Here is a 19,486-nt window from a genome sequence, read left to right on the forward strand (position 1 = left end):
CCGCGTCCGCCCGCACATGGCATATGGTTCGAGCAGACTGCGGAAACGTATCCAGCCTTCCGGCTGGGCCATCGGCCAGGGCGGAGATCCGCGCGTCCCGGCTCTCGTCAACGTGTCGGCGTCGAACGCCATTTCTCGCCGCACGGTTACAGATCACCGATCGATGGTCCGCCCGTCTACTTTCCCGCCACTCGCGGCCATCGAAAGGCCGACGAGCGCTTCGTCCACCAGGCTCGGTTCTGGCACCAGATCGCGACGCCGCCGCATTGAGTGCGCCGATGCCCCGCATGCTGGTGGGAGGCCAGGCGATCCTACGGCTTGACCGCAGCCTTCTTCGACGGCTCCGCCGGTTTGATGCTGCCTGTCTCCGATACCCGATCCCGAGCCTGCTCGACGCGCTTCCTGGAAGCGGCAGCTGCGCGCTGAGAGCTGGCAAGCTGGCCTTTGGCTGCGTCGCGAGCCGACACAGCTTGGCTGAGTTCCTCTCGAGCAGAGGCGAGCTTACCTTGCCATTCACGCAAGAGTTCGCCGTTTGCCTGCTCCAGCTCTTTTTGCCGGTCGACCAACCCGTTTCGTTCTGTCTGCAAGAGGCTGACCTGATTCGTCAGATCGCGGTTGAGCGAAGCTTTGTTCGCGAATGCACCCCATCCTGCCAGAGCGTAAACTCCCAGGATCAGATTGAGCGCGACAGTACGTGTCGGCGTCCAAGCAAAAAGCAGCTGGAGTTTCCAGCGTAGCAGATCGAGCAGTCGAGGCATGTGCCGTCTGTCTCCCATCTCAACTGGGCGGACCCCAATGGTCCGAACGGCTGATCGATTGAGTAAGAGAGAATGCCCGCTCAGCGTTAATGCTTGCTTACGAAGGGCACCGGTCAGTCGCTCGTGGATCTACGACGAGGTCGCCGTCGATGAACGCCACGCTGAAAGCGGTTGAAGGTCCCGATTGGCCGAATCGGGTTGGGGCGAAATCACTCACGCTTGCCGTCATGGTATCGGCGGGGCAGGCGAGTGCCGTTCCGCTGCTGTCGTGGAGCTTGGTCCGGATCAAATACGCCTGGCCGCCGTTTGATGGAGAGAGGAGCCGTGCCATGACCCTTTCCCCATTCAGAAAACTCGACCTCGTCCGACTGCCTGACGGCCGGGTCGGAGCCATCGTTGGCGTCTGGAACCTCGGCGAAGCCTACGAGGTCGATGTGGGCGGAGTTTGCGAGACGTGGTCGACCGACGACCTTACGCCGACGGCCTGACCCTCGACGGCTGGCACATCCGCAAACGCGGTGCCTCCGTACCGAGGCACAGGTGGATTTTTCGTGCCGAGACGCCAGCGTCGGCGCCGATCATACTGTCCGAGAATCATTCCGCCGTTGAAGCTCTTCCGGGACAGCGTGAGCATGATTCTGGCGGGTTATGAGTTCGTCGACACCGACGGGTCGGTAGCCCCATGCATCGACGCCGACATCGCATGAGAAGCGGGTGTCGGGCAGTGAACCATGTGTGTGGCCATACAGGTGCCGCGTCCCGCGCCACAGGCCGGGCCAGGCGCGATGCGCGTAATGTGCGAGAAACAGCCGCCATTCAGTGCCATCGGCATCGCTTACAGTGATCCGCGCAGTTTCCTGCGGCGGTTTCACCCACGGCAATTCAAGAACCCGATTGGTGTCGTGATTGCCGCGGATCAGCCGCTTTCGGCCTCTCAGGGCCTCGAAGATCTCCGCGCAGCGCCCCCGGCTCGCTCCGGCAGCGAAATCGCCGAGATGCCAGACGTCGTCGTCCGCGCCGACAACGTCGTTCCAACCCTCGATCAGAGCCGCATCGTGATCATCGAGTGATCCGAACGCCCCTCCACGCTGACGCAGGATGTGAGCATCCCCGAAATGGGTGTCTGAGGTGAAGAAGGTAGCCATACGGATCCGACGGCGCCGCATGCTTCAGGCAGCGACCTGCCATTCAAACTCATCCGACTCAGCTTGGATCGACCCGACTCGAAAAATTGTAGGGTGGTGCGAACTCCCGCGCTCACGCGTTCCCGTTCGCTCAACACCAGCTTCGAGACATAAGGAGGGTCGCTGCAACGAACCGGTAGCCATGTGGTTGCCAGGGCTTTTCAGGAAACCAGCAACCAGCAGCTACGTCATTGAAATATTTGGTGGGTGCACAAGGGTTCGAACCTTGGACCCGCTGATTAAGAGTCAGCTGCTCTACCAACTGAGCTATGCACCCATTGCCTTGCGGCAATCGCGGCGGCCACCAAAACCCGCTGCGACGAGGGGGCTGATAGCAAAGGCCCCGGAGGGTGTCCACCCCCGGGGCTTCATTTTCCCGGCTAAACCGATGCGGCGTGCTGGGCGTGGAGGCGGACCGCCGTCGCCGAGAGCTTGTTCAAGGCCGAGAGATAGGCGCGGGCCGAAGCCACGAGCGTATCGGGATCGGCGCCCCGCGCCGTCACGCTGCGGTCGCCGGCCTTGAGGCGGACGGAGACCTCGGCCTGGGCGTCGGTGCCCTCGGTCACGGCGTCGACCTTGTAGAGTTCGAGCTGCGCCTCATGCGGGACCAGGGCCTGGATCGCGTTGAACACCGCGTCCACAGGGCCATTGCCGTCGGCCTCCTCGGTGACGATGCGGTCGTCGATGGCGAGCTTCATCGTCGCGCGCTGGGGGCCTCGCGTCCCGGCGATGACCGAGAGCGAGACCAGGCGGATGCGGTCATGGGCCGTGGCGAGGTTCTGATCGACCAGGGCCTCGATATCCTCGTCGTAGACGTGCTTCTTGCGGTCGGCGAGCGCCTTGAACCGGTCGAACACGTCCTGCAGCTGATTGTCGGCGAGATGCAGGCCGAGCTCCTCGAGCTTCGAGCGGAAGGCCGCGCGGCCCGAATGCTTGCCCATCACCAGCGACGTCTTGGCGACGCCGACGGAGGCCGGGGTCATGATCTCGTAGGTCTCGGTATGCTTGAGCATGCCATCCTGGTGGATGCCGCTTTCATGCGCGAAGGCGTTCCGGCCGACGATGGCCTTGTTGTACTGCACGGGGAAGTTCGTCGCGTGGGAGACGAGCTTCGAGGCGCGGGTGAGCATCGTGGTCTCGATGCCGGTCTCGTAGGGCATCACGTCGCCACGGGTGCGGATCGCCATGACGATCTCCTCGAGCGCGGCGTTGCCCGCGCGCTCGCCGATCCCGTTCACCGTGCACTCCACCTGCCGGGCGCCGCCCTCGACACCGGCCAGCGAATTGGCGATGGCCAGACCGAGATCGTCGTGGCAATGGACCGAGAAGATCGCCTTGTCGGCATTCGGCACCCGCTCGCGCACCTGGCGGAACATGCTGCGGTACTCGTCCGGCGTCGCGTAGCCCACGGTGTCGGGCAGGTTGATCGTGGTCGCGCCCGAGCGGATCGCCGCCTCGACGCAGCGGCACAGGTAGTCGATCGGCGTACGCGTCGCGTCCATGGCCGACCATTCCACGTCCTCGACGAGGTCGCGGGCCTGCGCCACGGTCTTGAGGATGATCTCGATCACCTCGTCCTGGGATTTGCGCATCTGGTGGGCGAGGTGGATCGGCGAGGTCGAGACGAAGGTATGGATGCGGCCGCGCCGGGCGAGGCGGACGGCTTCGCCGGCCCGCGCGATATCGGCGGGAATGGCGCGGGCGAGGCCGGCGATGGTGGCGCGCTTCGCGCGGCGGGCGATCTCGGAGACGGCCTCGAAATCGCCGATCGAGGCGATGGGGAAGCCGGCCTCGATGATGTCGACCCCCATCGCGTCGAGGAGTTCGGCGACGGCGAGCTTCTCGTCCAGGGTCATGGTGGCGCCGGGGCATTGCTCGCCGTCGCGCAGGGTGGTGTCGAAGATGAGGACCCTGTCCTTCGGAGAGGCCGCGGGTGGGGCGATGATGTCGGTCATGGCGTGTCGTCCTGTCGGAGGCGCGGTCGCTTCGGGACGCGGCGCCTTTTAAACCCATCGATCGGCTCGACCGGACTTTTCGGAGTCACGGCCGCGAAACGATCCCCTGAGTGCCCAGGCGCAGGCGCCCGGCCGGCCCTCAGGGGCGGATAAGGAGGAGAAGGCCGGTGGAAAGAGCACCAGGGCGCGCAGAACCGCGCGCGGCCGTGAAGGCAGCGTCGGCGATGTCCTGCGTGGAGCCGGCGGTGGCCAAGGCTCGTCTCTCCCGAATGGCGTGACAGGCGCGCGAAGCACGCGGTCAGGCGGCTACGTAAACCCCAGCGCTTCCGTTGACAAGGATCGCACTGCGAGAGACCCGGTTGATATCAAATCTTCGTGGGCGTCACCCCGGGCCATTGCCCCGGTCCGGTTCGCGACCAGCCTTACCCCAATCCGCTCGCTGCTCTTTGCACGGCGGCAAGGCACGGACCCATCCGTGCTTATAAATCAACCGGAAGGAAACCCCTCTCTCATGTCGCGCACCTTCATGCGTCGCCTCGCTCTGCCGGGCCTGGTCCTCATCGCCGGCACCGCTCCGGGCTTCGCCATCGACCTCACCAAGAGCATCGACATCGCGGCTCCGCCGGCCAAGGTCTGGTCGACGATCGGCGATTTCTGCGGCATCGGCACCTGGCACCCGGCCATCGCCAAATGCGAGCCCTCCTCCAAGGGAAGCACGATGCTGCGCACCCTCAGCCTCAAGGGTGGCGGCGCCATCGTCGAATCGCAGACGGCACGCGACGACACGGCGATGCGCTACACCTACGCCATCGTCGAGAGCCCGCTGCCGGTCTCCGATTACTCCTCCACCCTCGCGGTGAGCCCGAAAGGGTCCGGCTCGACGGTGACGTGGACGGGAACCTTCAAGGCGAAGGGCGTCCCGGATACGGTCGCGGCCGATGCCATCACGGGAATCTACGAATCCGGTCTCGCGGCGATCGCCGAGAAGGCAAAATGACCCGCCGACACAAGATTGGAATATGACGACATGGGATCGTCGCCGGAGCCCAGGCCCGGCGATTGACCAGCGGGTTGCGTGAGGGCAAGAACTTGCCCGAAGAGCGAGATTCCGGCGCAGCTGCCACGCTGCGCCGGCCCGTCGCGCCGGAACGTGAAGGAATAGCTCCGTGACCGAGAACCTGGTGCTACCACGACGCGCCGGCCTGACGCTGGTCACCTGCCTTGCCGCTGCGCTCGGCGCCTGCAGTGCATCCGGTCCTTCCCCCAAAGCGGCGGTGGCGCCCATTGCCGCCACGGTCGCTACCGCCCCCGCCCTGGCCCCCTCGCCGACGGGCTCGGGCTGCGGTCCCAGCATCGCCCGCACCCAGGCCGTGGTCGACAGCGATGTCGCGACCGGCAACCTCAACCCGCCGGTGGGCGCGCGCTTCTCGGCCGACCTCGCGCGCGCTTCCGAGGCCTGCAATGCCGGGCGGGACCGTGAGGCCATCGGACTGCTTGCCGCCGCCAAGGCGCGTTACGGCTACCCGTAGACCGAAGCGGGTCGTCGTTCGTTGCGCTTCGCCCTTCGGATGCGCATGTCCTGATCTGACGTCACCGCTGGCCGCGGGGCGCCCGGACCTCATCACGAAGGCGTGACGGCGCCCCACCGGAAAATGGCGCGGCGCGATGGGAGACGTGCTCAGGACATGCGCCGGAGCCGCTCTATCCAGCAGAATACTGCTGGAAATACCTGCCTTTCCCGGCGATCACTTGCAAGCTCTCGTCCGGCGACTTGAAAGCAACACGGGCCACATCCCTGCTGCGCCGCCATAAAAGGGCCGGGAAATGACCTACTGTCAGGGACGACGAATTTTGGTGACAGGCCCCGCGACGCATGAGCTCAGCGCCCAACAACATCACGCGCTTGCCGACCGCGAACGTGACCGCGATCGAGACTAGAGACGCGCTGGCCAAGGAGGAGCGGGCCCGGGCCAACGAACTGGCGGTGAACGACGACCGCGAGATGCTCCCCCAGCGGGACGACGAAGCGCGGCGGGAACTGGCGCTCGAGGGCGCGGATGACGAGACGTTTTCCCTCGTTCCCATGCCACAGCCCGATCACAACTGGAGCTATATGCTGATCAGCTTCGGCATCGTCGTGCTCCTGCCCCTATGCCTGCTCGGAATGTATTTCCTGTTCCTCGCCACGCCGCAATACTTTGCCGAGTTCCGGTTTTCGGTGACCGAGGTGACCCCCTCGGCCGGCCCTCTCGGCGGAGGGGCGAGCGGGGGTACGACTGCATCGGCAGTCGCCAGCGCCATGGGAGGTCACGGCGCTGCAGTCGGCGGCGGCAGCGCGCAGAACTTCGTCGTGATCGACTATCTCAAGAGCCGTCAGGTCGTCGACGAACTGTCACAGACCGTCGATGTCCGCGAGATCTACAGCCGCCCCGAGATCGATTGGCCGAATCGGTTCGACAGAAGCCGGTCGACAGAGCACTTGGTGCGATACTGGAACAAGATGGTCTGGGCGAATTACGATCCGCTCACCGGGCTCGCCTCCGTCGAGATCAAGGCGTTCCGTCCCGACGATGCCCTGACCATCGCCAATCAGCTCGTCACCTTGTCTGAGACCCTCGTCAACAAGATCGCCAAGCGCGCCGAGGAAGATGCCGTCAAGTTCGCCGAGCAGGAGGTCGTCCGTGCCAAGGCCAGCCTCGACAAGGCCCGTGCCGCCATGGCCGAGTTCCGCGAGAAGGAGGGTGTGATCGATCCGATACCCAGCGTCGTCTCGGGCAACACCCAGCTCATCGGCACCCTGCGCGGATCGGTGTCACAGCTCGAGGCGGATTACGACACGATCCGCAGACAGAATCTCAGCGAGACGGCCCCCTCGGTCCTGGCTCTCAAGTCCCGCGTCCAGGCGGCGCGCGAGCAGCTGGCCTCCGTCGAGCGCGAAGTCTCCGGCAGCCGCTCCGGCCGCAATGTCCTGGCGGGCGTCGTCGCCCGGTTCGAGTCACTCGATATGGATCGGCAATATGCGCAGGCGATCCTGCTCACGTCGTTGCAATCCCTCGACCGTGCACGGGCCAACGCGGCGGCCCAGCATCTTTATCTCACGCCTTACGTTCGCCCAGCACTACCCGAAAGTGCAGGCGGCCCGCGCGTCCTCCTGTCGATGATGCTCGGAGGCTTCGTGCTCGCATCGATCTGGTTCATCGGCCTGCTCAGCGTGCGCTCGCTCTTGAACAGTCGCGCCTGAGCGAATCCAACCTTCGGCATCGGACAAGATTTCTGGCTCATGACGAGGCGACACCTGGCACGAGGCAACACTTGGCACGAGGCGCGTGAGGGGCGGTCTCACGACCGGCCCTCGCCTAATCTGGCATCCTTGGACCTCGACTAAAACGATGGCAAATTCTTCGATCGCGCTTCCGACCGCCTCTTCGAAGCCAAGAGTACGACCATGGCTGACGATCGTGGTCGCGTTGATTGTCCGTGATTTCGGACTCCGCTTCCGCAATTACCACCCAGCCATCGGCATCCTGCTCTTCATCGAACCGATCATCGTCATCGCGACCATGTCTGGATTGAAGATCTTTCTCTTTGGAAAGGAGCCGCCTTTCGGACCGTCAGTTCTTCTCTTTATGGGAACCGGCATACTTCCATTCTATATCTTTCGGCGTTGTGCCACCGGTGTTCGCGGCCTCAAGTCGCGAGCATTAGAGTATTACTTGGTTAAACCATTTGATTTTCTTTTGTCTCGCTTCTTAATTAGCATTATACAAAATATAATTCTCATGATCATCTTTTTTTCTGCGCTTTATATCTACGGAATCCGGGAGGCTGCGCCCGTGTTACCTGATATGTGCCTCATCAGCCTCTTTGCTATTGCTTGTTTCTCTATAGGAATATCACTCATCAATACGAGCATCCAGTCGTACTTCCCTGGATGGGCGCAAGTTTACGGATTCTTGAGCAGACCAGTCATGATGTTCAGTGGGGCGTTCAGGACCGTTGATCTATCCCCTGAACCTCTTCGAACGGTTTATTCATGGAATCCGCTCTCGCACATGATTGAGCTGTTCCGGCTGGGATTCTATCCGAATTATCCTCACGCGAGCTTCGATGGAATTTATCTGACCAAATGGTGCGCAGGCGTCATTTTCGTCGGGATCCTGTTCTACAACAATAAAGCCAAAGACTGATTCGATTGGTCTTTGTCTACGGCATATCGAGCGCTAGGCTCACCTTCATCACAGTGCCGTCATCCTTGTCCGGATGGACCGAGAAGCCGAGGTTGCGGCATACGGCCAGCATGGGGCGGTTCTCCCGAAGGACCGTACCCTCGATGCGCTTCAGACCCTCCGCCCTCGCCCAGTCGATCATCAACTGCATCAGCGCGAAGCCGAGGCCGGTGCCCTTGCGATCGCTGCGGACCAGGATGGCGTACTCGCCGCTCTCATGGTTCGCATCCGCATGGAGACGGACCGCGCCGAGCATCGACGCGGTCTCCGCGTCGATGGCGACGAAGGCGATGGCGCGGGCATAGTCGAGCTGTGTCAGCCGGGCCAGGAAGGCATGGTTGAAGTCGCGCACGGGCATGAAGAAGCGCAGGCGCAGGTCCTCGGCGCTGACCTGCTCGAAGAAGCTCTTGAACAGCCCCTCATCTTCTGGCCGCACCGGGCGCACGGTGACCCGCTCGCCCTTCAACACGAGATTGCGCTCCCATTCCACCGGATAGGGGCGGATGGCAAAGCGTGGGTTCCGGGTTCCGCCGCGCCGCTCCGGGGCGGGGCCGATCATCACGCGGGCATCCAGGGCCAGCACGCCGTTGGCATCGGCGAGCAGAGGATTGATGTCGAGCTCGCGCACCTCCGGCAGGTCGGCCGAGAGTTGGGCGAGCTTGACCAGGACGAGGCCGAGCGCCCTCCGGTCCACTGCGGGCACGTCGCGATAGGCGGCAAGCCGCCGCGCCACCCGCGTACGGTCGATGAGTTCGCTGGCGAGCCGGAGATCGAGGGGAGGCAGGCTGAGCGCCCGGTCGTCGATGACCTCCACGGCAACGCCGCCCCGCCCGAACACCACGACGGGGCCGAAGACGGGATCCTCGGCGAGGCCGGCGATGAGCTCGCGGCGCTTACCCTTGCGCACCATGGGCTGGACCGCGAACCCCATGATCCGCGCATCCGGCCGCTGCCGCCGGGCCCGGGTGAGGATGTCGGCGGCGGCGGTGCGCACATCCGCCTCGCTGGTGAGGTCCAGGCGCACCCCGCCGACATCGGATTTGTGGACGATGTCCGGTGAGACCACCTTCAGCGCCACCGCGCCGCCCTCGGCGATGATGGGCCAGGCAGCCGCCGCGGCGGCATCGACATCGGGAGCGAGCGTGAGCGGCACGCTGTCGATCCGGTAGGCGGCCAGGAGGCCCGCCACGGCGAGGGGATCGAGCCAGATCTCCCCCGCTTCGAGGGCGGTCGCCACGATGGCGCGGGCGGCCTCGACATCGGGCGAGAATTCCCGCGGCAGAGAATCCGGCGTGCGCATCAGGTCGTCCTGCGCCTCGCGGTAGCGGACCAGATGCATGAAGCCTTCCACGGCATCGGCATCGGTGGCGAAACGCGGGATGCCGGCGGCGGCGAGCACGGCCCCGGCCTCCCCATCGTCGCCCACCGTCACAGCGAAGACAGGCTTGCGCCGCCCGCCCTTGCGCCGGGCGGCACTGACCGTGTCGGCGATGGCCGAGGCGACACCGGCGCTGTCGGAGCGGGCCGTCGGCACGTGGATCGCCAGCACGGCGTCGTTGGCCGGGTCGGCGAGAAGGGGCCCAAGGGCGTCGGCATAGGCCTGCGCATCCGCCTCGACGCCGAGATCGGCGGGATTGCCGCCGAGCCCCGCCGCGGCCAGGGTGCCGCCCCGGTCCGCGAGCCTGTCGGCGGCGAGCGCGCCGATGCCCTCGCCATTCCCCAGGATGGCGAGGCGCTGGCCGGGGAAGGGGCGCTGCCGGCCCAGCGTCTCCACCGCCGAGAACATGGCGTCGAGCCCGTCGACGCTGAGCAGCCCCGCCCGCCGGAACGCCGCCTCGTAGACGGCATCCGGCCGGGCGAGGGCGCCGGTATGGGTCACCGTGTGGCGCAGGGGCGCCTCGTGGCGCCCCGTGCGCAGCACCAGGACGGGTTTGGCGCGCGCCGCCGCGCGGGCGGCCGACATGAACTTGCGCGCATTGGGAATCACGTTCAGCGACAGCAGGATCGCGCGGGTATGGATGTCCGCGGCGAAATGGTCGAGGCAATCGGCGATGTCGATGTCGCAGGCGGCGCCGAGGGACAGGATAGCCGAGAACCCGACATCACGATGCGCGGCCCAGGCCACGATGCCGGCGGCCACCGTGCCCGATTGCGAGATGAGGGCGAGATCGCCGGCTTTCGGCGCCGCCGCGAACAGACTGGCATCCAGTTGGGCACGCGGCACGATCAGCCCCATGCTGTTGGGGCCGAGGAGGCGCATGCCCCATTGCCTTGCACGGTTGCGCACCGCCTCGCAGAGGTCCTGCGACAGGCCGGACGTGAGAATGGCGGCCACGGCGACACCCCGCAGGCCCGCCTTCTCGACCCAGCCTTCCACCGACGCGGCCTCCGCGACGATCACGACGAGATCCGGCGTGTCATCCAGGTCGTCGAGGGTGGGAAGGCCCGCTTCGCCGACGAGATGAACCGGGCCGGCGAACCCGGCCTTCTCCAGATTGCCGACCACGGCTTGGCCGAGCGCGCCACGGCCGAGGCCGACGACCGCGATCGCCCGTGGCGCCAGCAACGCCTCGAAGCGATAGGTGCTCATGAACTGGCGTGACCTTCGATCAGGCCGGCGCGGCGGAATGCGACATCACGCCGACCGGCACGGTATAGGGCATGGGTCTCTCGCGACTCGGGGAACCACATGTCAGAACCAGAAGCTTACGAGATTTCCTGCGCCATCGTCGAGGCGATGCGGTCCCTGATCTCACTGGGACTGAGCCAGGGCACCGCCGGAAACGTCTCCGTACGCTATCGCGACGGCTTTCTCATGACGCCCTCCGGCATCCCGGCCGACGACCTGCGGCCGGAGGACATCGTGCCGATGACCATGGCGGGCGGTCATGACCATGCCCTCGCCCCCTCCTCCGAATGGCGCTTTCATCGCGATATCCTGCAGCGGCGACCCGAGATCGGCGCCGTCGTGCATGCCCATCCGACCTATTGCACCGCCTTTGCCATCTGCGGACAAGAGATTCCCGCCGTCCATTACATGATCGCGGCGGCGGGCGGCCCGACTATACGCTGCGCACCCTACGCGCCCTACGGTACGGAAGAGCTCTCTGTCGCGGCCGTCGCGGCCCTCGACAATCGCCTTGGTTGCCTGCTGGCCAACCATGGCATGATCGCCATCGGCAGCAACCTCACGAAAGCATTGTGGCTGGCGGTAGAGATGGAAGCACTATGCCGACAATATGCAGCCGCGCTGCAGGTGGGCAAACCAATCATACTGTCGGATGCCGAGATCGCCCGAACCGTCAGGCGGTTCGAAAGCTATGGGCCGCGAAGCCGGGACGTAGCGCCGTGAGAACATCCGACTCTGTCGGACGGAACGGGGTGCGATGATTACGTAGAACCGACTGCATCGCCCCTCATCTACGGCTTGAACGGTCTTTCGGCAGCAGATTCCCAGAAAAACTTTTCTTCTCCTGCGCAACGGGAGGCTGTTTCGACGGACGCTTAGACATTCTTACAAAGCGTGTAGTTTATTTCGGAAGCCTACATTCAAAGTTGCGAAACTGACCTAAAATAGCTCAGACCTGGGCAGCAAGGTTCCAATTCAACAATTAAATTGCCGCTTCCATGGTCGCCTGCAATTTTTTTCAGAGCTGAGGGGATAAAAAAAATCCTCCCCTTCCCGGTAACATCAGCCAATTCTGCGGTGCTTGAAGCTCCCCCAGCAGACCCGAAGCTTCATTCCAGTTTTCGTTAAGGACGTGGTCTTGCCGTAGCCTCTTGCGCTTTGTTAATGGCTGCCCTACGAACTGCCTAGTCAACTCATGTTGATGACAAGACCCTTCCGCCCGCATCGATCGGTGCCTTGGGCCGGTCTAAAACTGTCTTACTTCCGGGGGTGAGCGTGGAACTCGAGAACGACGTTGTAACGGATTACATTGAGCTTACCGCCGACATCGTCTCGGCATTCGTAAGCAACAATTCCGTGCCTGTTTCGGATATCGCAGCGCTGATCGCATCGATCCATGCGACCTTGAGCAACCTGACGACGGCCGCTTCGCCGGAGAAATTCGAGCCGCTGACGCCGGCCGTATCCATCAAGCGTTCGATCACGCCGGACTTCGTCATTTGCCTCGAAGACGGCAAGAAGTTCAAATCGCTGAAGCGTCACCTTCGGACCCGCTATTCCATGACGCCTGACGAGTATCGGGCGAAATGGAGCCTTCCGAGCGACTATCCGATGGTTGCCCCGAACTACGCAGCCGCACGGTCGGAACTGGCGAAGAACATGGGTCTGGGCCAGCAGCGCCGGAAGACCCGCGTAAAGCCCCCCGCCGCCGAAGCCCCGACCTCTCCCGCACCGCGCGGCCGTCGCCCCCGCGCGGCTCTGGCCTCCTAAAGCCTCTCCGCCGAAGCGGATGCCGCTTTGGCTAGAAAGAGCGTGACACAACGAAGGCCTGGAGCTGAAGCAGGATGAGACGACGCGGACAATCGCCTCGTCTAAAGCATGCACGGTCGGACGAACACGGAGAGCTGCATTCGATTTGACGCAGTCATGTCGGATGCAGCTCTACGCGTTTTTGATCTACCGTTTCAGGCGTGCGAACGCTTCATCGAGCTTCGTCGCGGAATCGGAGGCTCTCTCGTTTGAGAAGGCGAGTGGTACCCCGCTCTCTCACGCGCGGACGATAGGTGTGCCGCATCGATGGGGCCGCCGTGAGCGGATTACTCGTTCGGGACGCCAAACGGATGTGCTCGGCGCGGTCGGGGCCGGCACACGGCCCAATGGCATCCTCATCCACAAGAAAACTACACAGATATCATCGGTCGCGATCACGGAGCGACCGAGCATATCTCCGATGGAACGCGTGCGCTTTCCTGTCCCGAGACTCTTTGGGGCCAATCTGCATGCAAAATAATAAATAATCCCCCAGTTCTAACGGCAACATCATCCACCTTGTGCGTTTCCTCTGCAAATACGCTTCAACGTGAATGAATTCGAACCAATCCAGGGGGATGAATCCAATCATTTTTGCCTGATGTCGATTGACGACATCCGATTTCGTCTCGCGCCGCACGGCACTATCGGAGCAGGCGGTTTTTCTGGAGCGAGCCGGCGTTAGGCCCGTCGCAAGACCCTCCCGGCATTCTGCGAAAGAAGGCGCGGCCGATGGGGGCGCGTTGGCAGCGGGAAAGGGTGCGCATGTCCGGTCGATCGAGCCTTGTCGCGCGCCTGTTCTGGACCACCCTCCTGGGTGGGGGCCTAGCCTTCTGGTTCGGACTCCCCGCCCTGGCGGCGACCGGCCTCTGTCTCTGCCTGATCCTGCTGCATCGCCTCGACAGGCCCCGGCGCTTCAGGCGGACGGTGCGCCGGCTCGCGCGCGCCCATGCCGAGACCCTCGCCCTGCGCCGCCGCCAGGAATGTTTCGAGGACGCCTACGGCAACCGGATCGACGATGGCTGGCTGCGCGAGCGGGATTACTTCGCCGAGCGGACGATCCTGCCGCATCTCGATGCCAAGGGCTTCACCGACCTCGCCGATACCCGCTGGCCGATCGTCCTCGACATCATCGACGACGTTGCCCTGTCCGTCGCTCTGCCGGACGAGGACGAGGCCCCGGAAGACGGCATCGCCTACGAGCGCTTCTGCGCCGAGGCGCTGCGCGAGGCGGGATGGTCGGCGCGCCCGACGAAGGCCAGCGGCGACCAGGGAGCCGACGTGGTCGCCGAGCGCTCAGGCATCCGCCTCGTCCTCCAGTGCAAGCGCTACACCAAGCCCGTGGGCAACGCGGCGGTGCAGGAGGCCTCGGCGGCCGCACGCTACTGGCAGGCGGATATGGCGGCCGTCGTCTCCAATGCCGGCTTCACCCCCGCCGCGCGCAGGCTGTCGGGCGCCACCGGCGTTCTCCTCCTCCATCATGATGCCCTGCGCACGCTCGCGCCCATCCGCAGATCCCGGCGGCTCGACGCCGAGCCGGCCTGACGCACAAGTCTCACCCCTCTGCGCTACGATATTCCTACATGTCGCGGGCACCACGGGTCCCCTCTCCAGGAAAGAGAGGGCCATCGCATATGGTACCACGCCGTCATTCCGGGTCGCCAGAGGCGAGCCCGGACCCGGAGGGCCGCGCCAGAGGCGTGCAATCCAGATCCGCCGACGGTGCAACGTCCTGCACCACCTATGCTTCTGGATCCCGGGCTCCGCTGCGCGGCCCCGGGATGACGGGGGGCTGCGATTCGATTCTCAACGAGCAAATCGGCATATGCGATAGCCCTGCCTTTCAGGAGAGGGAGTTCCGCTGCGCCTCATGTCGAAGCCGCCTGTATAAAGGGAACAGCCGTCTAGCGGATGGGTGAATCCACGATCCCCTCCGCGAGAGGCAGCCAGGCCCGCCCGTCGCGGGCGAGCAGAGCATCCGCCCCCGCCGGTCCATCGCTGCCCGCCGCATAGGTCTCCACCGGGGCATCCCTCCAGGCCTGGATGAGGGGGTCGACGGCGGCCCAGCCCGCTTCGATGGCGTCGGCCCGCTGGAACAGGGTCGGGTCGCCGATCATGCAATCGTAGATCAGGGTCTCGTAGCCGACGCTCGGCGCTTCGGTGAAGAAATCGCCGAACCGCACGGAGGAGGTGACCGCGCCGAGATGCATGTCCGGCCCCGGCCGCTTGGTGTTCCACCGGGTGCTCAAGCCCTGGTCCGGGTCGATATGCACGCGCATGACGTTCGGTGCGAGATCGGTGCCGGCGAACAGGCCATGACTTGGCGGCTTGAAATGCACGGCGATCTCGGTGAGGCGCCCGGCCAGACGCTTGCCCGTGCGCAGGTAGAACGGCACGCCGGACCAGCGTGGGTTATCGATGGAGAGCTTCAGGGCCGCGTAGGTCTCGGTGCGGGAATCGGCTGAGACATCGGCCTCCTCGCGGTAGCCCCGCACGGCATGACCGTGCTCTTCGCCGGGCGCATACTGGCCGCGCACCGCCTGATCCGGCGTCACCGGCCGCACGGCTTCCTCGATCCGCGCCTTCTCGTTGCGGATCTCCTCAGCATCGAAACTGGCGGGCGGCTCCATCGCCACCATGGACAGAAGCTGGAAGAGGTGGTTCGGCACCATGTCGCGCAGCGCGCCGGTCGGCTCGTAGAAGCCGCCGCGCTGCTCGACGCCGATGGTCTCGGCGGCGGTGATCTGCACATGGTCGATGTGGTGGGCGTTCCAGATCGGCTCCAGCATGGCATTGGCGAAGCGCAGCGCCAGGATGCTCTGCACCGTCTCCTTGCCGAGGAAGTGATCGATGCGGAACACCTGACTCTCGTCGGCCTGGTTCAGGATGCGGGCGTTGAGGGCGCGCGCCGAGGCGAGATCGGTGCCGAAGGGCTTCTCGATCACCACGCGCCGGAAGGCGCCCTCCCCCTCCTTCAGCAGGCCCGCGGCACCGAGATGGTCCACCACCGGGCCGAAGAAGCGCGCGGACACGGCCAAGTAGAAGATCGCGTTGCCGCCGATGTCCTGGGCGAGCCGCCGATAGGTCTCCGCCGCCTCGAAATCCCCTTTCGTGAAGGTCAGGCGCTCCCGGATGAAGCCCCAATGGGCGGGATCGATGGAGTCCGGGTGGAATTCGGAGGTTCGGTCCTGGGTGAAGGACTGCATCGTCTGCGAGAGGTCGTCGCGCCAACCCTCGCTCGTCCGGTCGTTATGGTCGATACCGACGATCTTCAGCCCCTCGGAGAGCAGCCCGCCGGCGGCGAGATTGTAGAGGGCCGGCATCAGCAGGCGCTTCGTCAGGTCGCCGGCCGCCCCGAAGATCACCAGGGTGCAGGGCGGGGCGGTCTCGACCTCGGAACTGGCGAGCTTCTGCTTGCCGTCGCTCGCTGGGACGTCGGATCGGCTCATGGGACGGATACTCCGGGATGGATCGGCGACGCGGGTCAAACCGGATTTGCGCCGTGCCGTTCCGATCCATGGTGCATAGCAGCGATCACGCTGCCGTGGTGGCGGAACATGGCCCGCGCCCGGCGGCCGACATCGGACGCATCGCTTGCATCGAAAACGCCGGACCGATCGAAGCCTCCGTTAAGGGCTTGCGACCCCATAGAGAGGCCGAACGCCCGCCATGCCCGGCGGGACGCTCGCCGCGACGAAGCCGGATGCGAGGACCGATCGACCCATGGCCACCTTCAGGACCTCCACCGGGACCGTCGCGGTCGAGACCTGGGGATACGAACTGCAAGGACGCGATGGCGCGCCCCTCGACCGGGACCTGCTCGCCTCGGCGACCCATGACCTCCTCGTCATCGATTCCTCCCGCGACGGCACCAACGCCCTCCGGTTCTCGGCCGATGACATCACGCGCATGAAGGACGGGATGGGCGGACGTTCCGTGGTCGTCTCGTACATCTCCATCGGCGAGGCGTCCGACTTTCGCGATTACTGGCAGCCCGGCTGGACAGAGACGGGACTCGCGGAGGGCGGCCTCGGCGCGCGGGCGCCCGATTGGCTCGGGCCGCTCAATCCCGACTGGCCGGAATCGCGCAAGGTGCGCTTCTGGGACGAGGAGTAGCAGGACATCCTCTTCAACGACGCGCGGACGGGCGATGTCGACGCCATCGTCGCGGCGGGTTTCGACGCCGCCTATCTCGACATCGTCGACGGCTATTATTTCTGGGGCACGGAAGTCGCCGCCAAGGACCGGCAGGCCGGCGACCCCGTCTCGGTGAAGCAGGCCGCGCAGCGCATGGTCGATTTCGTCGTCGCGCTCACGGAACATGCCCGCGAGACCAACCCCGACTTCTTCGTCATCCCGCAGAACGGCGCCTGGATCCTCAACGATCTCGGCAACGACACCGCGCGCAGGGAAGCCTATCTCGACGTCATCGGCGGGATCGCGGTGGAAGACCTCTATTATCGCGGCGCCCGCGACGAGAACAATCCGCTCAGGCCCGATGCCGAGACGATCGAGATCCTGAAGCAGGATTTCCTCGGCAACGGAAAGCCGGTCTTCTCCGTCGATTACGTCAACGGCGCCGAGCGCGTGGCGGAGTTCGACGCCCTAGCCCTCGCCGACGGTTTCATCCCCTTCGCTGCGCCGACGCGCGGCCTCGACCGACTGGTCGGCACCCATGACGGCGACCCGGCCTACATCCTGCCGACGGGCAAGGCCGATATCCTGCGGGGCACCGTCCTCGCCGACCGGATCGACGGGAGGGCCGGCAACGACAGGATCGACGGGAGGGCGGGCGCCGACCGGCTCCTCGGCGGGGCGGGAAACGACACGCTGTTCGGGGGCGACGGCAACGACACGCTTTTCGGTGGCGCCGGGAAGGATCGCCTGAAGGGCGGGGCGGGCGACGACGTCTTCGTGTTCGCCACCGCCCTCGATGCCCGGAGGAACGTCGACCGGATCACCGACTTTTCGCGGGCCGACGACACCGTCAAGCTGGACGACGACGTCTTCCTCGGGCTTGCCACCGGGCGGCTCGCCAAGGGCGCCTTCGCCATCGGCACCCGAGCCTCGGATGCGGATGACCGCATCCTCTACGACACGGCGACGGGCGATCTCTTCTTCGACCGGGACGGTTCGGGGGCGACCTACAAACCCGTCCTGTTCGCGCATCTCACCAAGGAGACGGCCCTCGCCGCCTCCGATTTCCTCATCATCGGCTGATCCGCGCGGCGCCGCGCACCGTCACCGCCCGTGCAATCCCTCGCCATCCACCCGCAGCGGACGGCTTACTCGTCCGTGCGGACGGCTTGGCCCCGGTCGATCGGCAGGCGGTCGCCCTTGAGTTCGTCGGGCGTCGGAAGGCTGCGGACGTCCCAGCCGCCGCCCAGCGCCCGGATGAGGCTCACCGCCGTGGTGAAGCGGTTGAGCCGCACCTGCAGGGCGGTCACTTCGTTGTTCAGTTCCAACGCCTGGGCGGTGATGACCGTGGTGAAGTTCTGCGTGCCGGCGCGATACTCGTTGAGGGTGATCTCCACCGCCCGGCGGGCGGAGGCCACGGCCTCCTCCTGCGCCGCCTGCTGGCGGGCGAGGATGCGCACGCCGGCCAAGCCGTTCTCCACCTCGGCGAAGGCGGTGAGCACGGTCTGGCGGTAGGTCGCCACCGTGGCGTCGTAGGCGGCTCTCGCGATCTGCACGGCGGCGGTGCGGGCGCCGCCATCGAGCAAGGTTTCGCTGCCGGCCGCGGCCACCGACCAGACCTGGTTGGCCGCCGAGAAGACGCCGTTGCTGGTCAGCCCCGAGACGCCGCCCGAGCCCGAGAGGACCAGGGTCGGGTAGAAGGCCGCCACGGCGACGCCGATCTGCTCGCTCTGGGACTGCACGCTGCGCTCGGCCTGCGCGATGTCCGGGCGCCGCTCCAGCAGGGCGGAGGGAATGCCCACCGGAACCGCGGGCGGCGTCTTCGGCAGGCTCCCCTTCGGCAGGGACAATTCGGAGGGCGGCCGCCCGATCAGCGTCGCGATGGCGTGTTCGAAGGTCGCGCGCTGCAGGCCCACCGCGATGGCCTGGGCCTGGGTCGATTGCACCTGCGTCTGCGCCGTAATCACGTCGGAGCGGGCCGCCACGCCGGCATTGTACTGGTTCTCGGTGATGGCGAGGCTTTTCTTATAGGCCTCCACCGTCTCGTTCAGCAGGCGCTGCAGCGAATCCTGGTAGCGCAGGCTGAAATAGTTGGTGGCGACCTCGGACTGGATCGCCAGGCGCACCGCCGCCAGATCCGCCGCGCTCGCCTGGGCATTGGCGACCTCGCTCTCGATGTTGCGCCGGATGCGGCCGAACAGGTCGAGCTCCCACGAGGCCTGGGCCTGGAGCGAGACCGAGGTGCGCTCGGTGCCGAGCGTGCGCGAGCGCGTGATCGTCGGCGCGCCGATGACCGTGGGGTAGAGCGCCGAGCGCGCCTGGGCGACGAGGCCGCGCGCCTGGTCGTAGGAGGCCAGGGAGACGCGCAGGTTCTGGTTGTCCACGTCGACGAGGCGGATCAGCCGGTCGAGGGCGGGGTCGCGGAACACGCGCCACCAATCGCCGCGCTCGGCCCCGTCATTGGGCTGCACCGCGCGCCAGCCCTTCCGCGTGGCGACATGGGCCACGCTGTCCTCGCGCATTCCGCCCTGCTTGAACGCGAGAGGAGTCTCCACGGAGGGCCGGGAGTAATCGGGCCCGACCATACAGCCGGAAAGGGTTGCAGAGAGAGAGAGAAGGGCGAGGGGCAAGCACAACGTGCTCCCTCTCCTGGAAGGAGAGGGTTGGGGTGAGGTGTGTGACACCTCCGAAAAGGTCGCGCACCTCACCCTGTCCCTCTCCTTCCAGGAGAGGGAACCTGCGCCGTCGTCTGGAAGCGGTGCGCTTCCCCTCGAAAGGGAAGCCACGA

At 65.4% G+C, this 19,486-nt stretch carries 16 protein-coding genes and 1 tRNA gene; 10 read left to right on the forward strand and 7 right to left on the reverse strand.

Annotated features, from left to right (window positions below; genetic code table 11):
• Window positions 1-311: 311 nt before the first annotated feature.
• Window positions 312-758 carry a hypothetical protein gene (locus RQI43_RS21105; protein ID WP_311276491.1) on the reverse strand — a complete coding sequence of 149 codons (447 nt, stop codon included), beginning with the start codon at window positions 756-758 and terminating at the stop codon, window positions 312-314.
• Window positions 759-907: 149 nt separating this feature from the next.
• On the opposite strand from RQI43_RS21105, the gene RQI43_RS21110 reads away from it, so the two are divergent.
• Window positions 908-1,246, forward strand: coding sequence for a hypothetical protein (locus tag RQI43_RS21110; protein ID WP_311276492.1), 339 nt, complete (start codon window positions 908-910; stop codon window positions 1,244-1,246).
• A 90-nt stretch (window positions 1,247-1,336) separates the two neighbouring features.
• On the opposite strand, the gene RQI43_RS21115 is transcribed toward RQI43_RS21110, so the two are convergent.
• The 3 genes from RQI43_RS21115 to RQI43_RS21125 form a co-directional block, all read right to left on the reverse strand.
• On the reverse strand, window positions 1,337-1,903 hold the full coding sequence (locus RQI43_RS21115; protein WP_311276493.1) for a metallophosphoesterase: 567 nt from the start codon (window positions 1,901-1,903) through the stop codon (window positions 1,337-1,339).
• A 240-nt stretch (window positions 1,904-2,143) separates the two neighbouring features.
• A tRNA-Lys gene (locus tag RQI43_RS21120) sits at window positions 2,144-2,219 on the reverse strand.
• 103 nt (window positions 2,220-2,322) lie between these two features.
• Window positions 2,323-3,897, reverse strand: a complete 1,575-nt coding sequence (locus RQI43_RS21125; protein ID WP_311276494.1) for a 2-isopropylmalate synthase — start codon at window positions 3,895-3,897, stop codon at window positions 2,323-2,325.
• A 511-nt stretch (window positions 3,898-4,408) separates the two neighbouring features.
• Here RQI43_RS21125 and RQI43_RS21130 point away from each other — a divergent pair.
• The 4 genes from RQI43_RS21130 (at window position 4,409) to RQI43_RS21145 (ending at window position 8,084) form a co-directional block, all read left to right on the forward strand.
• Complete coding sequence (locus RQI43_RS21130) at window positions 4,409-4,894, forward strand: SRPBCC family protein (RefSeq protein ID WP_056422573.1); 486 nt, start codon at window positions 4,409-4,411, stop codon at window positions 4,892-4,894.
• Between the two features lie 169 nt (window positions 4,895-5,063).
• Window positions 5,064-5,426: a hypothetical protein gene (locus RQI43_RS21135; RefSeq protein ID WP_311276495.1), complete on the forward strand. Its 363-nt coding sequence runs from the start codon at window positions 5,064-5,066 to the stop codon at window positions 5,424-5,426.
• A 344-nt stretch (window positions 5,427-5,770) separates the two neighbouring features.
• Window positions 5,771-7,138: a hypothetical protein gene (locus RQI43_RS21140; protein WP_056422576.1), complete on the forward strand. Its 1,368-nt coding sequence runs from the start codon at window positions 5,771-5,773 to the stop codon at window positions 7,136-7,138.
• A gap of 148 nt (window positions 7,139-7,286) precedes the next feature.
• Complete coding sequence (locus RQI43_RS21145) at window positions 7,287-8,084, forward strand: ABC transporter permease (protein WP_311276496.1); 798 nt, start codon at window positions 7,287-7,289, stop codon at window positions 8,082-8,084.
• Between the two features lie 16 nt (window positions 8,085-8,100).
• On the opposite strand, the gene RQI43_RS21150 is transcribed toward RQI43_RS21145, so the two are convergent.
• Window positions 8,101-10,713 (reverse strand): GNAT family N-acetyltransferase, encoded by a 2,613-nt coding sequence (locus RQI43_RS21150; RefSeq protein ID WP_311276497.1) that lies wholly within the window; start codon window positions 10,711-10,713, stop codon window positions 8,101-8,103.
• Window positions 10,714-10,812: 99 nt separating this feature from the next.
• Between RQI43_RS21150 and RQI43_RS21155 the strand changes: the two genes are divergently transcribed.
• The 3 genes from RQI43_RS21155 (at window position 10,813) to RQI43_RS21165 (ending at window position 14,106) form a co-directional block, all read left to right on the forward strand.
• Window positions 10,813-11,475, forward strand: a complete 663-nt coding sequence (locus RQI43_RS21155) for a class II aldolase/adducin family protein (protein ID WP_311276498.1) — start codon at window positions 10,813-10,815, stop codon at window positions 11,473-11,475.
• A 552-nt stretch (window positions 11,476-12,027) separates the two neighbouring features.
• Window positions 12,028-12,522 carry a MucR family transcriptional regulator gene (locus RQI43_RS21160; protein ID WP_311276499.1) on the forward strand — a complete coding sequence of 165 codons (495 nt, stop codon included), beginning with the start codon at window positions 12,028-12,030 and terminating at the stop codon, window positions 12,520-12,522.
• An 804-nt stretch (window positions 12,523-13,326) separates the two neighbouring features.
• The gene (locus RQI43_RS21165; protein ID WP_207411049.1) at window positions 13,327-14,106 is read left to right on the forward strand and encodes a restriction endonuclease; all 780 of its coding nucleotides are present in this window, start codon (window positions 13,327-13,329) and stop codon (window positions 14,104-14,106) included.
• Window positions 14,107-14,465: 359 nt separating this feature from the next.
• On the opposite strand, the gene zwf is transcribed toward RQI43_RS21165, so the two are convergent.
• Window positions 14,466-16,010, reverse strand: a complete 1,545-nt coding sequence (gene zwf, locus RQI43_RS21170) for a glucose-6-phosphate dehydrogenase (RefSeq protein WP_082470602.1) — start codon at window positions 16,008-16,010, stop codon at window positions 14,466-14,468.
• A gap of 274 nt (window positions 16,011-16,284) precedes the next feature.
• On the opposite strand from zwf, the gene RQI43_RS21175 reads away from it, so the two are divergent.
• Both RQI43_RS21175 and RQI43_RS21180 read left to right on the forward strand, forming a co-directional pair.
• Entirely contained in the window at window positions 16,285-16,677 is a 393-nt protein-coding gene (locus tag RQI43_RS21175; protein WP_156467631.1) for a hypothetical protein, read from the forward strand.
• Window positions 16,678-16,722: 45 nt separating this feature from the next.
• A complete protein-coding gene (locus RQI43_RS21180; RefSeq protein ID WP_311276513.1) occupies window positions 16,723-17,781 on the forward strand; it encodes an endo alpha-1,4 polygalactosaminidase in 1,059 nt (352 codons plus the stop codon).
• 65 nt (window positions 17,782-17,846) lie between these two features.
• Here RQI43_RS21180 and RQI43_RS21185 read toward each other — a convergent pair whose 3' ends face one another.
• On the reverse strand, window positions 17,847-19,334 hold the full coding sequence (locus RQI43_RS21185; RefSeq protein WP_311276500.1) for an efflux transporter outer membrane subunit: 1,488 nt from the start codon (window positions 19,332-19,334) through the stop codon (window positions 17,847-17,849).
• Between the last annotated feature and the right edge of the window lie 152 nt (window positions 19,335-19,486).

Origin of the sequence: Methylobacterium sp. WCS2018Hpa-22, from assembly GCF_031843785.1 — a bacterium.
GTDB lineage: Bacteria > Pseudomonadota > Alphaproteobacteria > Rhizobiales > Beijerinckiaceae > Methylobacterium.

Excerpts from the sequence above, each read along its gene's own strand:
- RQI43_RS21150 (WP_311276497.1), bottom strand. The coding sequence starts at position 10,713 with ATGAGCACCTATCGCTTCGAGGCGTTGCTGGCGCCACGGGCGATCGCG.
- RQI43_RS21175 (WP_156467631.1), top strand. The coding sequence starts at position 16,285 with ATGGCCACCTTCAGGACCTCCACCGGGACCGTCGCGGTCGAGACCTGG.
- RQI43_RS21145 (WP_311276496.1), top strand. The coding sequence starts at position 7,287 with ATGGCAAATTCTTCGATCGCGCTTCCGACCGCCTCTTCGAAGCCAAGA.
- RQI43_RS21165 (WP_207411049.1), top strand. The coding sequence starts at position 13,327 with ATGTCCGGTCGATCGAGCCTTGTCGCGCGCCTGTTCTGGACCACCCTC.
- RQI43_RS21105 (WP_311276491.1), bottom strand. The coding sequence starts at position 758 with ATGCCTCGACTGCTCGATCTGCTACGCTGGAAACTCCAGCTGCTTTTT.
- RQI43_RS21140 (WP_056422576.1), top strand. The coding sequence starts at position 5,771 with ATGAGCTCAGCGCCCAACAACATCACGCGCTTGCCGACCGCGAACGTG.
- zwf (WP_082470602.1), bottom strand. The coding sequence starts at position 16,010 with ATGAGCCGATCCGACGTCCCAGCGAGCGACGGCAAGCAGAAGCTCGCC.
- RQI43_RS21110 (WP_311276492.1), top strand. The coding sequence starts at position 908 with ATGAACGCCACGCTGAAAGCGGTTGAAGGTCCCGATTGGCCGAATCGG.
- RQI43_RS21115 (WP_311276493.1), bottom strand. The coding sequence starts at position 1,903 with ATGGCTACCTTCTTCACCTCAGACACCCATTTCGGGGATGCTCACATC.
- RQI43_RS21130 (WP_056422573.1), top strand. The coding sequence starts at position 4,409 with ATGTCGCGCACCTTCATGCGTCGCCTCGCTCTGCCGGGCCTGGTCCTC.
- RQI43_RS21155 (WP_311276498.1), top strand. The coding sequence starts at position 10,813 with ATGTCAGAACCAGAAGCTTACGAGATTTCCTGCGCCATCGTCGAGGCG.
- RQI43_RS21125 (WP_311276494.1), bottom strand. The coding sequence starts at position 3,897 with ATGACCGACATCATCGCCCCACCCGCGGCCTCTCCGAAGGACAGGGTC.